At 65.6% G+C, this 14,375-nt stretch carries 25 protein-coding genes and 1 tRNA gene; 1 reads left to right on the top strand and 25 read right to left on the bottom strand.

Going from position 1 to position 14,375, the window contains the following annotated elements; all coding sequences use genetic code 11:
* Positions 1 to 124: 124 nt before the first annotated feature.
* From LAQ74_RS01820 to LAQ74_RS01705, 24 genes are read right to left on the bottom strand one after another with little or no spacing between them, the layout of a single operon-like run.
* Positions 125 to 628: an uL15m family ribosomal protein gene (locus tag LAQ74_RS01820; protein ID WP_224334278.1), complete on the bottom strand. Its 504-nt coding sequence runs from the start codon at positions 626 to 628 to the stop codon at positions 125 to 127.
* Complete coding sequence (locus LAQ74_RS01815; protein ID WP_224334276.1) at positions 628 to 1,092, bottom strand: 50S ribosomal protein L30; 465 nt, start codon at positions 1,090 to 1,092, stop codon at positions 628 to 630. The genes LAQ74_RS01820 and LAQ74_RS01815 overlap by 1 nt, the downstream gene beginning before the upstream one ends.
* Positions 1,092 to 1,736 (bottom strand): 30S ribosomal protein S5, encoded by a 645-nt coding sequence (locus LAQ74_RS01810; RefSeq protein WP_058582413.1) that lies wholly within the window; start codon positions 1,734 to 1,736, stop codon positions 1,092 to 1,094. Before LAQ74_RS01810 ends, LAQ74_RS01815 begins: the two co-directional genes overlap by 1 nt.
* Positions 1,733 to 2,287: a 50S ribosomal protein L18 gene (locus LAQ74_RS01805; protein WP_224334274.1), complete on the bottom strand. Its 555-nt coding sequence runs from the start codon at positions 2,285 to 2,287 to the stop codon at positions 1,733 to 1,735. The genes LAQ74_RS01810 and LAQ74_RS01805 overlap by 4 nt, the downstream gene beginning before the upstream one ends.
* Entirely contained in the window at positions 2,288 to 2,749 is a 462-nt protein-coding gene (locus LAQ74_RS01800; protein WP_224334272.1) for a 50S ribosomal protein L19e, read from the bottom strand.
* Positions 2,746 to 3,456 (bottom strand): 50S ribosomal protein L32e, encoded by a 711-nt coding sequence (locus LAQ74_RS01795; RefSeq protein ID WP_224334271.1) that lies wholly within the window; start codon positions 3,454 to 3,456, stop codon positions 2,746 to 2,748. Before LAQ74_RS01795 ends, LAQ74_RS01800 begins: the two co-directional genes overlap by 4 nt.
* Positions 3,457 to 3,993, bottom strand: coding sequence for a 50S ribosomal protein L6 (locus tag LAQ74_RS01790; protein WP_224334269.1), 537 nt, complete (start codon positions 3,991 to 3,993; stop codon positions 3,457 to 3,459).
* Position 3,994: 1 nt separating this feature from the next.
* Positions 3,995 to 4,387 carry a 30S ribosomal protein S8 gene (locus LAQ74_RS01785; protein WP_224334260.1) on the bottom strand — a complete coding sequence of 131 codons (393 nt, stop codon included), beginning with the start codon at positions 4,385 to 4,387 and terminating at the stop codon, positions 3,995 to 3,997.
* Between the two features lie 2 nt (positions 4,388 to 4,389).
* The gene (locus LAQ74_RS01780) at positions 4,390 to 4,566 is read right to left on the bottom strand and encodes a 30S ribosomal protein S14 (protein WP_058582407.1); all 177 of its coding nucleotides are present in this window, start codon (positions 4,564 to 4,566) and stop codon (positions 4,390 to 4,392) included.
* Positions 4,563 to 5,078 (bottom strand): 50S ribosomal protein L5, encoded by a 516-nt coding sequence (locus LAQ74_RS01775; RefSeq protein WP_224334258.1) that lies wholly within the window; start codon positions 5,076 to 5,078, stop codon positions 4,563 to 4,565. Before LAQ74_RS01775 ends, LAQ74_RS01780 begins: the two co-directional genes overlap by 4 nt.
* A complete protein-coding gene (locus LAQ74_RS01770; RefSeq protein ID WP_224334256.1) occupies positions 5,075 to 5,809 on the bottom strand; it encodes a 30S ribosomal protein S4e in 735 nt (244 codons plus the stop codon). The genes LAQ74_RS01775 and LAQ74_RS01770 overlap by 4 nt, the downstream gene beginning before the upstream one ends.
* Positions 5,806 to 6,159, bottom strand: a complete 354-nt coding sequence (rplX, locus tag LAQ74_RS01765) for a 50S ribosomal protein L24 (RefSeq protein WP_224334254.1) — start codon at positions 6,157 to 6,159, stop codon at positions 5,806 to 5,808. The genes LAQ74_RS01770 and rplX overlap by 4 nt, the downstream gene beginning before the upstream one ends.
* Position 6,160: 1 nt before the next feature.
* Positions 6,161 to 6,559 carry a 50S ribosomal protein L14 gene (locus tag LAQ74_RS01760; RefSeq protein ID WP_058582403.1) on the bottom strand — a complete coding sequence of 133 codons (399 nt, stop codon included), beginning with the start codon at positions 6,557 to 6,559 and terminating at the stop codon, positions 6,161 to 6,163.
* Positions 6,559 to 6,948 (bottom strand): 30S ribosomal protein S17, encoded by a 390-nt coding sequence (locus LAQ74_RS01755; RefSeq protein ID WP_343217954.1) that lies wholly within the window; start codon positions 6,946 to 6,948, stop codon positions 6,559 to 6,561. The genes LAQ74_RS01760 and LAQ74_RS01755 overlap by 1 nt, the downstream gene beginning before the upstream one ends.
* Complete coding sequence (locus tag LAQ74_RS01750; protein WP_224334252.1) at positions 6,939 to 7,493, bottom strand: ribonuclease P protein component 1; 555 nt, start codon at positions 7,491 to 7,493, stop codon at positions 6,939 to 6,941. The genes LAQ74_RS01755 and LAQ74_RS01750 overlap by 10 nt, the downstream gene beginning before the upstream one ends.
* 1 nt (position 7,494) lies before the next feature.
* Positions 7,495 to 7,701 carry a 50S ribosomal protein L29 gene (gene rpmC, locus LAQ74_RS01745; RefSeq protein ID WP_224268247.1) on the bottom strand — a complete coding sequence of 69 codons (207 nt, stop codon included), beginning with the start codon at positions 7,699 to 7,701 and terminating at the stop codon, positions 7,495 to 7,497.
* Positions 7,702 to 8,682, bottom strand: a complete 981-nt coding sequence (locus tag LAQ74_RS01740) for a 30S ribosomal protein S3 (protein WP_224334250.1) — start codon at positions 8,680 to 8,682, stop codon at positions 7,702 to 7,704.
* Positions 8,682 to 9,149, bottom strand: coding sequence for a 50S ribosomal protein L22 (locus LAQ74_RS01735; protein WP_224334240.1), 468 nt, complete (start codon positions 9,147 to 9,149; stop codon positions 8,682 to 8,684). The genes LAQ74_RS01740 and LAQ74_RS01735 overlap by 1 nt, the downstream gene beginning before the upstream one ends.
* A gap of 3 nt (positions 9,150 to 9,152) precedes the next feature.
* Positions 9,153 to 9,575: a 30S ribosomal protein S19 gene (locus LAQ74_RS01730; RefSeq protein ID WP_224334237.1), complete on the bottom strand. Its 423-nt coding sequence runs from the start codon at positions 9,573 to 9,575 to the stop codon at positions 9,153 to 9,155.
* Positions 9,572 to 10,297 (bottom strand): 50S ribosomal protein L2, encoded by a 726-nt coding sequence (locus LAQ74_RS01725; RefSeq protein WP_224334234.1) that lies wholly within the window; start codon positions 10,295 to 10,297, stop codon positions 9,572 to 9,574. The genes LAQ74_RS01730 and LAQ74_RS01725 overlap by 4 nt, the downstream gene beginning before the upstream one ends.
* Positions 10,298 to 10,552: a 50S ribosomal protein L23 gene (locus LAQ74_RS01720; protein WP_224334230.1), complete on the bottom strand. Its 255-nt coding sequence runs from the start codon at positions 10,550 to 10,552 to the stop codon at positions 10,298 to 10,300.
* Positions 10,549 to 11,292, bottom strand: a complete 744-nt coding sequence (rpl4p, locus tag LAQ74_RS01715) for a 50S ribosomal protein L4 (RefSeq protein WP_224334227.1) — start codon at positions 11,290 to 11,292, stop codon at positions 10,549 to 10,551. Before rpl4p ends, LAQ74_RS01720 begins: the two co-directional genes overlap by 4 nt.
* Positions 11,293 to 11,299: 7 nt before the next feature.
* Entirely contained in the window at positions 11,300 to 12,316 is a 1,017-nt protein-coding gene (locus LAQ74_RS01710; RefSeq protein ID WP_224334224.1) for a 50S ribosomal protein L3, read from the bottom strand.
* 4 nt (positions 12,317 to 12,320) lie between these two features.
* Entirely contained in the window at positions 12,321 to 13,172 is an 852-nt protein-coding gene (locus LAQ74_RS01705) for an RNA methyltransferase (protein ID WP_224334221.1), read from the bottom strand.
* A gap of 222 nt (positions 13,173 to 13,394) precedes the next feature.
* Here LAQ74_RS01705 and LAQ74_RS01700 point away from each other — a divergent pair.
* Positions 13,395 to 13,465: transfer RNA gene (locus LAQ74_RS01700), tRNA-Gly, on the top strand.
* A 310-nt stretch (positions 13,466 to 13,775) separates the two neighbouring features.
* Here LAQ74_RS01700 and LAQ74_RS01695 read toward each other — a convergent pair.
* A complete protein-coding gene (locus LAQ74_RS01695) occupies positions 13,776 to 14,237 on the bottom strand; it encodes an ester cyclase (protein WP_224334218.1) in 462 nt (153 codons plus the stop codon).
* Positions 14,238 to 14,375 lie beyond the last annotated feature (138 nt).

The following is a 14,375-nucleotide window of genomic DNA, read 5'->3' as shown; positions in this document are numbered from 1 at the left end:
CGTCCTATCGGTTTGACTGTTGCTCTCGGCGGTTACTGACGCTACTCAACGTCCGATACCCTCGTTCGCTAGTGTAACCACTCCTCATCGCGAATAAAGAGAGAAACCGCGTCGAACGACGGAGTTACTCGTCGCCTTCGGCGTCTTCGTCTTCCTCGGCCGCCTCGGCCTCGGCGACGAGATGCTCGCCGTACTCCGAGAGGACGGCGCTGCCGCCGTTCTCCTCGAGGTCCTCGACGGCCGTCGACGTGAACGCGTCGGCGACGACGTGCAGTTCGTTGCGGACCTGCCCGCCGCCGAGCACTTTCACGACGTCGGTGTCGCTTCGCGCGTCGACGACGTCGCGGGCGTCGAGGCGGTAGCCGTCGCCCTCCTCCTCGGCGAGGTCGTCCGCGGCGTACAGCGCCGCGTCCTCGTCGAGTTTCTGGAGTCGCACCTCGACGACGTCGAGCTGTGCGTCCTCCGGGCGGGTGAAGCCGTGTTTGCCGAGCGGTTCGTAGTTGTGGAACTCGTGTTTCGCGCGTCCGGCGCGGCCGCGGCCGCCACGGTGACCGGCACCGCGCCGGTTCTTGTGCGTGCCGCCGCCGTGCGTTCGGGAACCGCGCTGTCGACGTTTCTTGGATGTCATTATCGCATCGCCTCCAGGAGGGCGTCGATGTCCTCGGCTTCGTGTTTGCCGAGTTGGCCGCCTTCGGTGGTCGGGTGCTTGAGCCCCTTGTGCCCGCCGCGCGGCGGGTGGAGTCGCAGCGACGGGGAGAGCCCCTGCTCGCGCAGCGTCGTCTCCTCGTCGACGAGTGCCTCCGCGAGCGCACCGAGGTCGTCGTAGTCGGTGTTGTCGGCGACGTAGTCGTCGTCGACCGTCGCCTCGCCTTCGAGCGGCTCCGCGCGCTTGCGAAGCAGCGTCTCGACGACGTCTGCGCTCGGTTCGCCGTGGGCGACGTACTCGTTGACTTTCGTCACCATACCGTCGTAGGTGTCCGTCTCGGGGACGAACGCGCAGTGGTTGACACCGTGGATGTTGAGCATCTTCAGGGTGTCGTGCACCGCACCGCTCATGTTGACGTCACCGCGAATCTGAACGACCGCGCGCATCACTCGTTCACCTCTTGCTGGACTTCGCGGGCGTGCCGCGGCGTCCGGGACTGCGAGGCGTTCTTGAGCGCGTTGTACGTCGCTTTCGCGAGGTTGACCGTCGTCCGGGTGTTGCCGTCGGACTTCGTCCACGCGTCCTGCACACCTGCGAGTTCGAGGATGCTGCGGACGGTGGGCGCGGCCGCGAGGCCGAGACCCATCGGCGCGGGGATGACCTCGACGGTCACCGAGCCGGCCTTGCCCTCGGCTTTCCGGGTCAACGAGTGGGTGCCGCCCGCGCGGTCCTCCCACGAACCGGAGCCGCGGTCGACCTTGATGATGTTCAGCTTTGCGACGTCGATGGCTTTCTGAATCGCCGAGCCGACCTGGTCGTCGCGGGCCTCGGCGTAGCCGAGGAACCCGTCGCGGTTGCCGACCGCACAGACGCACCGGAACTTCACCCGGCGGCCGGAGTCGGTCATCCGCTGGACCATGTTGATGTCGAGCACGTCGTCGTCCAGTCCGGGGAGGAGCTGGTCGACGATCTCGGGCTCTTTCAGCGGCAGGCCCGTGTCGAGCGCCTGCTCCATCGACGTGACGTCGTCGTTCTGGACCATGCGGCCGAGGCGCGTTCGCGGCTCCCAGCCGTTGTTGTTTCTGCTCATTCGTCGTCCTGTAGTTGTTCGAGCACGTCGTCGAAGTGCTCGGGTAGTTTCGTGGCGTCGAACTCCCCGCCGTACAGCGGCTCGTCGAGCTGTTCTGCGTACTCGGCGATGTGCTCGCCGCGGTTACGCGACCAGTCGGCCAGCACGCTCTCGTTGTGCGGGATTTCGAGGCCAGCGTCTATCGCTCCTTCCTGCACGGCGAACACCTTGTTGCCGGGCGTCGCCGTGTTCAGGCCGATGTCGAGGACGGCCTCTTCGAGGCCGGCTTCGACCGCTCGCTTGCCGACGAGGTAGCCCGTCAAGTACGCGCTCGGGAGGTTGCCCGTGGGGGCTTCCCAGCCGTACTCGGCGAGGTCCTCGGAGGAAGCGGCGGCGTGTGTGTTGTCGCCGTTGGGTCCGGGGGTTACCAGCTGCGCCCTGACGTGCTTGTTGCTGACGCGGGCTACGAGCCGCGGCTTGCCGGATTTCAACAGGCGCAACCGCTGATGGTAGTCGGTCCGGACCTCGCGACGGCGTCGCATCGGTACCTTGTATCGTGGTCCTGTCGCCATCTATTGGTCCTCCAGTTCGATTTCGTAGTTGTTCCGTGCGTACGCTTCGAGGCGGTCGACGCTCTCGAACTCCCCACCGCTTGCCTTGTTGTAGAGCTCGCGGTACTGGGTTCGGTTCAGCGGACCGTCGTCACGTAGTTCCTTGAGTCGGGCTCGCTGAGCGCGAATCCGGCTCATCCACTCGTCTTTCGAGTCTCGCCGCGCACCGGCTTTCCCTTTCCGGGTGCCGGGACCGCTGCGGTGGCCGTACTCTCGTTTGGCCTGCCGCTCGCGGGCGCGTCCGCGCGAGTTGGACTTGGCGTCCTTCGCGCGGATGGTGCCACTGTCGACGAGGTCACGGATGTCCTCGCGCGTGATGGCTTCGGCGATCTCGTCCTGTTCCTCGGGGTCGAACCAGACGCGGCTCTTGCCGACGTCGAGGACGTCGGCGGCCATGCGTCGCTGTGCGCTGAGGTCCGTCATTGATCGACCTCCACTTCGACGTAGGTCGGGTTGAGGACGCGAATCTCGCGGTCCTCACAGACGTCCTCGATGCGCTCGCGCTTGCGAGCGCCGACTTTGCTGGCGATGCGGACGGCCTGCGTGTCGCCGTCGACGCCTTCGAGGTCGTCCACGTTGTGCACGCGGACCTCCTCGAAGCCGCTCGGGTGCAGGCCGCGGGCGGCCTTCGGCGTGCGGTAGCCCGCTTCGACCATCGAGCCTTTGCCCTTGATGCCGCGTCGCTGCTTGGAGAGTCCGCCGCGCGGCTTACGCCACGACTCGGGGACTCGCTTCTTCATGTAGTACTTCTGGCGGCGGAACGCGGGCATGCCCTCGCGGTGCTTCTGCCCGAGTGCGCGCGCCGTCTCGTCGTCGAGGTCGGGCGTCTTGTCGACGTGGCCGCGCGGACGGAGCTCCGTCTCGACGTCCTCGTCGGCTTCTTCGGCTTCATCGGCTTCGCCCTCGTCTTCGACTTCGGCCTCGGTCTCCTCGGAGACTTCGAGTCCGCCGACGTCCGCCTTGATGCGGGCCGCCAGCGCGTTGCCGATGCCTTCGACGTCGGCGAGTTCCGACTGGCTCGCCGCCTTGACGTCCTCGACGGTCTCGTAGCCGGCTTCCTGCAGTGCTTCGGCCTTGCTCGGTCCGACACCGCTGATCTCTTCGAGTGTCTCTGGTTCGTCGTCGGCCATTTATGCACCACCTGCCTGTGGCTTCTCGGTGATGTAGACGCCGTCTTGGAACACGCGAGTGTCCTTGTCGGTGACGCGCGTCAGCTGTTCGATGGACGCGGCGGTCTGTCCGACGGCCTCCTTGTCGGAGCCCGTCAGGATGACCTCCTCGCCGTCGACCTGTACGTCGGTGTCGCCGCGAATCTGCGCGCGGCGCGGTGCCTTCTCACCGAGGAAGTTCTCGATAACTACCTCGTTGCCCTCGACGCTAACCTGCATCGGGAAGTGAGCGTAGTAGACCTCCATCCGGTACTCCCAGCCGTCGGTGACGCCGTGGAGCATGTTCCGGACGTGGCTCTCGAACGTTCCGATGGTCGCGTTCGTCTTCGCGTTCTCGTTGTCGCTCTCGACGACCACGTGGTCGCCCTCGACGCTGACGGAGACGTCCGGGTACCAGAGTCGTCGCGTGACGGACCCGTTCGGTCCCTCGACTGTGAGGTCGAGGTGGTCTACCTCGGCGGAGGCGTCGTCTGGAATTTCGATTTCGACTCGGCTCATGTTAGTAGACGTATGCGATTACTTGGCCACCGATGCCCTGTTCGCGGGCCTCGTAGTGGCTCATGACGCCGTGGCTCGTCGTGACGATGAGCGCTCCGTAGTCACGGGCGGGGAGGAATCGCTTCTCCCACTTCTCGAACTCGCCGGCACCCGCCGAATAGCGGGGCTTGACTGCGCCACATCGGTTGATAGCGCCTTTCAGTTCGACCTCGAACCGACCGGCTCGACCGTCGTCGACGAACTCGAAGCCGTCGATGTACCCGCGGTCGTAGAAGACCTCGAGAACGGAGCCGATGATGTTCGAGGCGGGTTGTACCTCGTGGGACAGATGCCCGACGCTCTCGGCGTTGTCGACGCCGGAGAGCGCGCTGCTGAGTGGGTCGTTGTCAGCCATAGTTATCGATACTTCTTGAATCCCATCTCGCGGGCGATCTCGCGGAAGCACTGCCGGCAGAGGTTGATGTCGTACTTGCCGACGAGCGCCTGTTTGCGACCGCATCGGCGGCACTCGTGGCGCTGGCCGGTGCGCTGCGTGGCGTGTTCACCCGTCACGTCTGTTTCACTCTCGCTCATTGTTCAACCTCCACGTCGAACGACTCCTCGAGGAACGAAATGGCGTCCTCGGGGGTCAGGCGGTGACCGGAGGGGATACTCCGCGTCACCTGGTCTCGCTTCGCGACACGGTAGCCGGGGCGGACGAGGTTGACCGTCACGTCCAGCCCGTAGATACCGATCTCGGGGTCGTACTCCTGACTCGGGAACTCGGTGTGTTCCTCGACGCCGAAGCTGAAGTTACCCGTATCGTCGAAGTTGCTCGCCGAGACGTCTGCCAGCGGCAGCGCCGTCTCGAGGAACTCGTGGGCCGTCTCGCCGCGAAGGGTCACCTTCGCGCCGACGGGCGTGCCGATGCGGACGCCGAAGTCCTGTCCGGCACGCTTCGACGTGGTGCGGACGCTCTGCTGGCCGGTGACGGCCTCGATGATGTCCTCGGCGTTGGCGAGTTCGCGGCCGCCCTGGCCGATGCCCATGTGGACGACGACCTTCTCGACGCGCGCCTGGCGCATCTCGTGGACGGACTCGCTCATTCGTCGTCACCTCCGGTGGTGGTGACTTCCGGTTCGCCGCCGGTGAAGTTCTCGTCGATGACGACGACGTAGTCGGCGACCGTCTCGAAGCCCTCGCCGTCTTCCTGCTCGACGGCGACGGTGTTGTCGCCGCTGCCGAGCGTGACGGTGATCTCCGAGATCTGGCCGATTTCGCCGGCGTGCGCGCCGGTGACGGCCGTCACGAGCGCGCCTTCCTCGTACGGGAAGTGCGCGACGATCTCCTTCGACTCGTTGTCGACGACGACCGAGTCGCCGCTGCTGTACTCGGAGGCGTCGTCGAGCTGGACGTTCGTGCCGTCGTGTAGCGACAACTGGAACGCGCCGCCGGCGACCTGACGCTTGCCGACGATCTTGCCGAGACGGCTCGACGCCGCGTCCTCGTCGATGGCGGTCAGCGCGAGGCGACCTCCCTCGTCGGGGAAGACGCGGTAGTACTCGTCTCGGGCGGTGAACGCCACGATGTCGAACATGCCGATGGGTCGGCGTTCGTCGGAGACGTTGTCACCGTTGACGAGGACTGTGCCCTCGTTGAGCGCGTAGCGCGCTTCCTTCTTCGTGTTGACGTAGCCGAGCACGTCCCGCAGCAGGATGAGCAGGGGGACCCCCTGTTCGCCGTGCGGGCCGGCGCCGGCTTTGACCGTCCAGACCTGTTCTTTCCGTTCGACCGGCCACGAGTTCGGGACCGAGAGTCGCTTCTGGTGCTTCGTCATTCTTCACCCTCCAGACGCGCTTGGCGGCGCTCGTCTTCGAGGTCCAGTTCCGTCACGCGGACGTTCGAGGTGTCGACCGGCCGCGGGACTTCCTCCCCGTCGGCCTTCTCGACGACGACGCCCTCGACGGTGATGACCTCGCGCTTGAGGTCGACGTCGACGACTTCGCCCGTCTCCCCGGCGTCGTCGCCGCGGAGTACCTCGACGGTGTCGCCCGCGTTGACGCGAACGTTGCGCTGGCCGTACTCCTCGCGGAGGTCGGCCGACAGCGTCGCGCGGACCTGCTTGTGCCGCTCGTGCAGCGGCGCGTCGCGGTTCTGGGTTCGCTGTTTGCGTGGTTGCTTGCTCATGCTATACGATCATCGTAGCCGTGGATGCGATGCTCCCGAAGCGCTCGGCGACTTCCCGCGCGATGGGACCCTTGATCTCGGTCCCGCGAGGCTCGCCGTTCTCGTCGATGATGACGGCGGCGTTGTCCTCGAACTTGACGCGCGTGCCGTCGGGGCGGCGGATCGATTTCCGCTGCCGCACGACGACGGCTTCGAGCACCTGTCGACGCATTTCGGGGGTGCCCTTCGTGACCGAGACGGTCACTTTGTCGCCGACGCCCGCTTTGGGGTGTCGGTTCTTCGTCCCGGAGTAGCCGGCGACGCTGATGACTTTCAGCTCGCGGGCTCCGGTGTTGTCCGCACAGGTGACGAGCGAGCCTCGTTCGAGACCCTGCGTGACGTCGGCTTTCAGCGCCTCCATCACGCGTCACCCTCTTCATCCGACTCGTCGTCGGCCGTCTCGGGGGCCGCGAGGCCCTCGGTGACGTCCAGCGACGCGATTTTCTCGACGACCACGTGTGATTTCGTCTTCGACAGCGGTCGTGTCTCTGCGATGCGAACCGTATCGCCTTCCTGGAGCTCCACGCACGGGGGTGCGTGGGCCGGAACGCGACTACGCCGCTTCATGTAGCGGTCGTACTTGGGAACGCGAACGTCGTATTCGCGCTCCACGATGACGGTTTTGTCCATGTCTGTGGAGGCAACGGTGCCCTCGAGCGTCTGTCCTCGCACGGCAAGCGAGCCGTGGAACGGACAGTTCGCGTCGGAGCAGGTCTCCTCCGGTTCTGGTACGTTCAGTCCTATCGCCATGTAGATTCACCTACGTTTTCGGTGCGCAATGCGGGTCGTGAGAGCAGCTTTGCACCATCCACCGTAACGTAGACTACGCCCTCGCAGTCGCCGGACGGCGAACTGCCGTCCGACGAGCCCTCGCGGGTCGACCCAGACTGACCGGCTGAATGGCCGGCAGTTTCCGACTCCCGTTTGGACGCAGACCCCGGAGCCTTGCGGCGTCGTCGGCGCGTGTCCGACGACTCGTCGAGGTGGACTCGACGGTTCCCGGCGGCTTCATTTGTGCACGACGGCCCGTTCGGACCGCCGGTTCCTCGTTCGAGTGCGAACTCGAACGTCGTTCCGCGTTTCGGCACCTGAACGACCCGAGCGCCACGCTCGGCGACCTCCTCGCCGAACAGTCGACGTGCAGCGGGCACGTCGCAGTCGACGTGCAGCGTCTGCATCGTCTCGACGACGACACGGCCGACTATCCCGACGAGGTCGGGGTTGTCGGCGGCGGCCACCCGAATCGGGAGACCGTTGAGTTCGTGTCGCGTGAGGCGCTCGGGTGTCAGGGCCATCTTACTCGTCGTCGCCCTCTTCGTTCTGGATGGTCTTGATTCGGGCGATGGTCCGGCGAATCTCGCCGATTCGGCCGGGGTTCTCCGGCGCGCCGCCCGCCGCTTGCACGGCGCGGGCGTTCAGGAGTTCCGTCTCGAGTTCCTCGACTTCCGCCTCGCGCTCTGCGGGCGTCATGTCGCGGATCTCGTCGGGGTAGAGGATGGCCATCTACTGACCCTCCTCCTCGGATTCGTCGGCTTCCATCTCGGCGACGAGGTCGGCGGCCTCCTGCTCGACTTCCTCGTCGAGCTCGGAGAGCTCCGTCTCCACGTCGTCGGTGGCTTCCTCGTCGGCGTCGAGCGCGTGCTCGTCGTCGTCGACGTCGCCGGTCGCGACCGGTTCCTCCTGCGCGTTGGCCGTCTCGCCGGTCTCCTCGACTACCTCTTCGACGACCTCCTCGTCGATGGCCTCCTGGGCGTCGTCCTCGCCGGCGTGTTCGGCGGGCACGTCGTCGGCGTCGTCGCCGACGTCCGGCACTTTCTCGTCGTCGGGCTCGTCGAGGAGGTCCTCGACGCCCTCGGTCTCCGCGATCTGTTCGACCGCTTCGACCTCGACGTCCTCGGCGACGGAGAAGTCGTCGGGGAGCTGCGCTCCCGGCGGGATGATCTTCACCGTGACGCCGATGGTGCCGAGTTTCATGACGGCGACGCCCTGGCCGGTGTCGACGACTTCCTCGGCGGGTTCGCCGTTGTGCTTGATGTAGCCGCGGTTGAACTTCTCGTCGCGCGAGCGGGCACCGGTGACCTTGCCGTTGAGCTTGATTTCGGCGCCGAGCGCGCCCGCATCCATGATGCGGTCGATGGTCGTGTGACCGGCCTTACGGAAGTACCAACCGCGTTCGAGCGCGTTGGCGAGGCGGTCCGCGACGATGCGCGCGTTCAGGTCGGGTTCGTCGACCTCCTGGACGTCGATCTGGGGGTCGTCGAGGTCGAACCGCTCTTCGAGTTGGCGGGTGACCTTGCGGATGTTCTTCCCGCCCTTACCGATGACCATGCCGGGCTTCTCGGCTTTCAGGACGATCTGCGTGCCCATCGGGGTCTTGGCCACGTCCATACCGCCGTAGCCGGCGCGGCCGAGTTCTTCGGCGAAGAACTCGTCGATCTGCGAGCGCTGGAGACCGTCTTCGATGAACTGGTGTTCGTCTGCCATTATTCGTCTTCCTCCTGTTCTTCGATAATGAGCTCCACGTCGACGAGCGTCGTGTTCCACGGGTCCGCTCGTCCGAACGCGCGGGGCTTGCGCCCCATCTGCTCGTCGACCTTGTGGGGGGCGACGTGCTTGATGACCATCGATTCGCCGTCGAACCCTTGCTCGGTGGCGTTGTTACGCGCGTTCTCGAGCAGTTTCAGGAAGTCCTTCGACGCTTTGTTCGGGTAGCGACCCGCGTCCCACCCGTCGATGTCGCCTTTGTGGCCGACGCCGGAGTTGTGCTGCTTGAACGGCACCGACTGCTTCTCGTCGATGACGTCCTGCAGGTACGACTCGGCGTCGTCGACGCGCTTGCCTTTGATGGCGCGCGCGATGGCCTTGCTGTGCTTCAGGCTGATGGGCCGCTCCCGGAGCATGGCTTTCGCCGTCGTGTCGGGGTCGGCCTCGACGCTGTAGTTGATTCCCATGGGTTACTTGAGTGGCACGAACTTCGAGGACCGGGTCGCACCGATACCGGCCTGCCCGTGTTCGACCGAGTTGCGGGTGAGCTGGAACTCGCCCAGGTAGTGGCCGATCATCTCGGGCTGAACCTGGACGCGCTCGAAGCTCTGACCGTTGTAGACGGCGAACGTCAGCCCGACGAACGCGGGCACGACGGGCATGTCGCGCAGGTGCGTCCGAATCGGGTCGTTCGCGGTCTCCTCTTCGGTCTTGTCTCGGGCCTTCTCGAGCAGTTTCTCGTGCTCGACGCCCAGGCCACGGTTGATGGTTCGCCGCTGACGCGCGGGGAGCAGTTCTGCGACCTCGTCGAGCTCCATATCCTGCAGCTCGTCGAGCGTGTGGCCGCGGTAGGTGAACTCGCCCTCGCGGCCGGTGCGGTAATCAGTACTCATTTGTTACGACCTCGTCCGGTACGTTTCGATGCGATGTCTCCGACCTTCCGACCCGGCGGTGCGTTCCGCGAGACGGACTTCGGCTTGCCGGGGTGCTGTCGGCCGCCGCCACCGAACGGGTGGTCGACGGCGTTCATCGCGACACCGCGGACGCGCGGGTACTTGGTACCGCGAGCGCGCATCTTGTGGTGCTTCTTCCCCGCCTTGACGAACGGCTTCTCGGTCCGGCCGCCACCGGCGACGACGCCGATGGTGGCGCGGCACTGCGGGTTGAGCCGTTTGACCTCGCCGCTGGGCAGCTTGACCGCCGCGACGCGTTTGTCGTGGGTGAGCAGCTGCGCCGAGACGCCGGAGGCGCGGGCGAACTTGCCGCCGTCGCCGGGCTGGCGTTCGACGTTACAGACCGGAATCCCCTCGGGGATCTCGGCCAGCGGCAGCGTGTTGCCGGGCTTGATCTCGGCGGAGACACCGACCTGGATGGTGTCGCCGACGGTGACGCCCTCGGGCGCGAGCACCAGTCGGCGGTCGCCGTCCTCGAACTCGACGTCGGCCAGCGGCGCTGCGCGCGCCGGGTCGTGTTCGATGTCGACGACGGTTCCGGAGACGGTGTCGCCGTCGGTCGCTTCCTTCTTGTGTGCGAGTTCGGCCTTGTAGCGGTGCGACGGTGCACGGAACGTGGACGAGCCGCGTCCGCGACGTTGGCCTTGAATTCTACGTCCCATCTAGAACACCCCGATTCGGGAGGCGATCTCCTGTGCGTCGTCGTCTTCGCTGAGACGCACGGTCGCCTTCTTCGTTCCTTTCGGCGTGACCTGCGTGTTTATCTCGTCGACGGTCACGTCGTAGCGCGATTCGATCTCCTCTTTGATCTCCGGCTTGGCGGCGTCGAGGTCGACGATGAACTGGAGCTTGTTGTCGAAGTCCATCTCGTTCATCGCCTTCTCGGTGACCAGCGGGTGGCGGATAACCGAGCTCATCGGTCGGCCACCTCCTCGACTGCGCTCTCGGTCCAGACGGTGAGGCGACCGGCGTGGGTGCCGGGCGCGAGGTCCTCGGTGTTGACCTCGGCGGCCGTCACGACGTCGGCGCCGGCGAGGTTGCGAGCCGCCTTCGACGGCGCCTCGCTGGTGACGAAGAGGATGGATTTGGGTCGCTTGTACTTGCGACCGCGGGCCTTCCCCTGTCCGGCGCGGACTTTGCGGTCCTCTGCGCGCTCGATGTCGGCGTCGACGCCGAGCGCTTCGAGCAGCGAGACGACTTCCTGCGTCTTCACGAGGTCTTCGAAGTCGTCGGAGACGACGACCGGGAGTTCGACGCCGTCGTCGAACTGGTGGCCGCGCTCCGCGACGATCTCGGCGTCGGTCGTCGCGGCGATTGCCGAGCGGACCGCCAACTGGCGCTCCTTCTTGTTGATCTTCTTGCCGTGCTCCTTCTCGGCCTTCGGCGGGTGCGCTTTGCGTCCGCTGACGGCCTGCGGGACACGACGTGCGCGCCCGTTCTCTCGGGGCACGTGCGCCATACCGCGGCCGCTGCCGAGCGACTCCGCCGGGGTTCGCATCCCGGCGAGGGGGTCGGCTCCGTAGGCCTGCGTTCGGTTCGCCTGTGCGGCGAGGACGGCGCGCTTGATGAGGTCCGGACGGTACGTCGTCTCGAAGACCTCCGGAAGCTCGAGCGTGCCGGCGTCGTCGCCGTTCAGGTCCTTGATTGTTGCTTCCATTCGTTAGTCACCCCTGGTTGGACGCGGTGGAGACGTAGCGCACCTCGGGGTCGAGGCGCGGCTGGTCGTTCGGTCGGATGGCCGGGCGGAAGCGCAGGAGGCGCTTGTTCGGGCCCGGGAGCGAGCCCTCGACGAGCGCGTAGTCGCCGTCGACTTCGCCGTAGTTGACGAAGCCGCCGTCGACGGACGCGTCGTCGCCGTCGCCCATCGCGACGAGGCGTTTGTTCAGTTCGGTGCGCTGGTGGTAACCGGTCTGGCCCTGCTGGGGAACCGTCGAGCGGACGCGGCTCGGGTTCCACGGGCCGAGGTTACCGATGCGACGCCGCCATCCCTGGCGGGCGTGCTTGCCCTTGCGCTTCTGGACGCCCCAGCGCTTGACGGGACCCTGCGTCCCTTTCCCTTTGGTGACGCCGGCCGCGTCGAGGTACTCGCCCGCGCGGAAGACGTCGGCCATCGCGTGCTCGCCGCCCGCTTCGAGCAGGTCGAGCGCGAAGTCGGCGCGTTCCTGCAGGGAACCGCCGCCGACGCGAGTCTCCATCACGTCGGGTTTCTTCTTCGGGACGTTCTTCAGGCCGCTCGGGACGGTGTGGGTGATGACCCGGAGGTCGTCGACCTCACCGTCGTCGAGCAGCGAACGGAGGTCGTCTGCGTCCTCCTCGAACGTGTCTTCCGACGGCAGGTCGAGGACGCGGTCGAGGTCCTCGTCGAGGTCGGTCGCCCAGACCTCGGTCGTCGGTTTCTGTCCGTACGGCGTGTTCTGGTAGGCTCGGAGCGCAACGGCGCGCATCGGCGGGGTCTCGACGACCGTGACGGGGACGGACTCCTCCATCCCCTCGCGGGCCGAGTTCGCCGTGTCGTTGACCATGACGACGTGGGTCATCCCGGCCTTGTAACCGGCGAAGCCCTGCAGCGCAGGGGAGCCCTCGTCGTCGGGCCACGACTTGATGCGCGGAACCTCTTTGGCTGCGCGCGTACGCGGGCCGAAGCCCATCGAGCCTTTTCGTGGTCTGCTTGGTTGTGGCATTGTTTCACTCCGTGAGTGTTAGGCAGGCGAGTGAGGCGAACATCGCTTCCTCCGTCCGCACGACCTCGCTGCCCTGTCGCGGAACCGTATTGAGCCAGAGGTCGAACCCCGGACCGGGTTCGACTCGGTCATCCGCCGACTCGTCGTCGGCGACGGCTTCGGGCGGAAACCCGAAGATGTCCGGAAGCCCTCTCTCGGGCGAACCGAAGGCGACGGTCATTCCGTCGGCGGTTCGTCCGGCCAGCGTCGACAACCGCCCGATGGACAACTGCTGTCCGAATCGGGAGGTGGCGATCTTCACGCCGGCGCCCTCACGGCCGAGCGCTTCCGACAGGTCCATGCGCTCGACGACGAACCCCGGCGGGGTCTCGTCGACGATGCGGGCACGGACCGGTTCTCTCGAAGAGATCCTGACGGTGACGCGCTCTCCCTCCTCGGCCTCCGTTCCCGGAGGCGTGTAGAGAGAGATCGGGTGTTGCAGTCCGCAATTGACCCGGACGCGACCTTCAGGTCCGACCTCGGTCACGATTCCCTGTGTTAACGACCCCGAATCGTCGGATTCGGAGCCGGTCCGTGGCGAGACACGGAGCGGCGGTAGCACGCCGGCGTACCGTAACTCGTCGCGCTTGCCCCACGCCTCCTGTCGGAGGTAGGGGGGCGTCGCGGCGTATTCGAGCACGGTCGCGACGAACTCGCCGCCCCAGCGGCGCTCGCCTTCCCTGTCGGGGAAGACGACCAACCGGTCCGCCCGGAACACGGTCGCCGCGCGGGCGACGTAGCCGATTTTGCGAGTGGCCTCGCGTTGGTCCTCGGCTTCCCGGACGAGCGACGACGGCACGCATACGGTGAGTGTCATGCCGTCGTTTGGGTGTCTCGCCACTAGACTGTGACGTTGCTATCCGATACGCACTAAAAAGGGTAGCGGAATCCAAACGCCCGTGAGACGCGCTCGCATGACTGTTGACGACACATTCAGCCGAATTTGGGAGTGCGAACGACCCCCACGCCCGCTGCCGATTCGACGCCGATTCGCAAGCCTTATCAACAAATGCGTCGATTGTGGGAATGCAGCAGTCAGGCGCTGGTAGTGTAGTGGTATCACGTGACCTTGCCATGGTCACAACCTGGGTTCAAATCCCAGCCAGCGCACTTCTCCGAATCTAATACTCTGAGTAGGGCGTTTTATCGCCCTGCGAAGCTCCGATTCTGTGAATGCGGTACGCTGGATTTGAAGCACGGAACGAGCGAGCGAAAGCGAGCGAAGTTCAGGCGGTTCAAATCCCGGCGAGACTCCGTCTCGCCGACACTCGCAGACCTCCGGTCTGCTCGGTCCCAGCCAGCGCACTTCTCTGACTTCAATACCTCCGAGCGGCGCGTCTCGTCGCGCCGCGAGGCTCTCGGGAGGGAAACGTAAACCTCGCGGATTCGAAAGAGCACAGAAAAGAGAGCGGTGAGACGACTACGCGCTCTGACGGTGTTCGGTCGAGGTTGCTCCTTCGGGAGTCATCCCCAGTTGTTCCATGAGTCCGATCGTGTCGAAGACGACCCACGTCTCGGCCAACTTCCCGTCCTCGATGCGGTCGAACTCCATACCGGTCACCGTGAACTCGTTTCCGGTCGGTTCGATGCCGAGTTCCGGGATGGGTCCCTCGTTCGTTCCGCTGCACGTGAAGTGGACCGCGACGAGGTCACCTTCGGCGGCCATGTGGTCGTACTCGAACGAGAGGTCCGACATCGCCTCGCGGAGCGTCTCGGCGTACGTTTTCAGTCCGTCACGACCACGAACCTCTTCCGGCCAGTCGGGGTCGTGGAGGACGTAGTCCTCGCTCACCAACTCTTCGATCACGTCCATGTCGCCCTCGGTAAACAGGTCGAACGAGGTCCGCTGGACGATTTCCTTGTTTTCGGCGGGTGTAGTCATCGAAGATCCCCAACAGGAAGGAGGTCAGGAGACGGCAAAACCATTGCTAAGATGTAGCACACATCGTGATCGTCGCTGACGACGAAGTGTCACGGAAACGGGTTATACGACTCGAATCTGGAACGCGTCCGCAGTTCT

This window comes from Haloprofundus halobius (assembly GCF_020097835.1).
GTDB classification, from domain to species: Archaea; Halobacteriota; Halobacteria; order Halobacteriales; family Haloferacaceae; genus Haloprofundus; species Haloprofundus halobius.
This window is presented reverse-complemented; position numbering and strand designations above follow the sequence as displayed.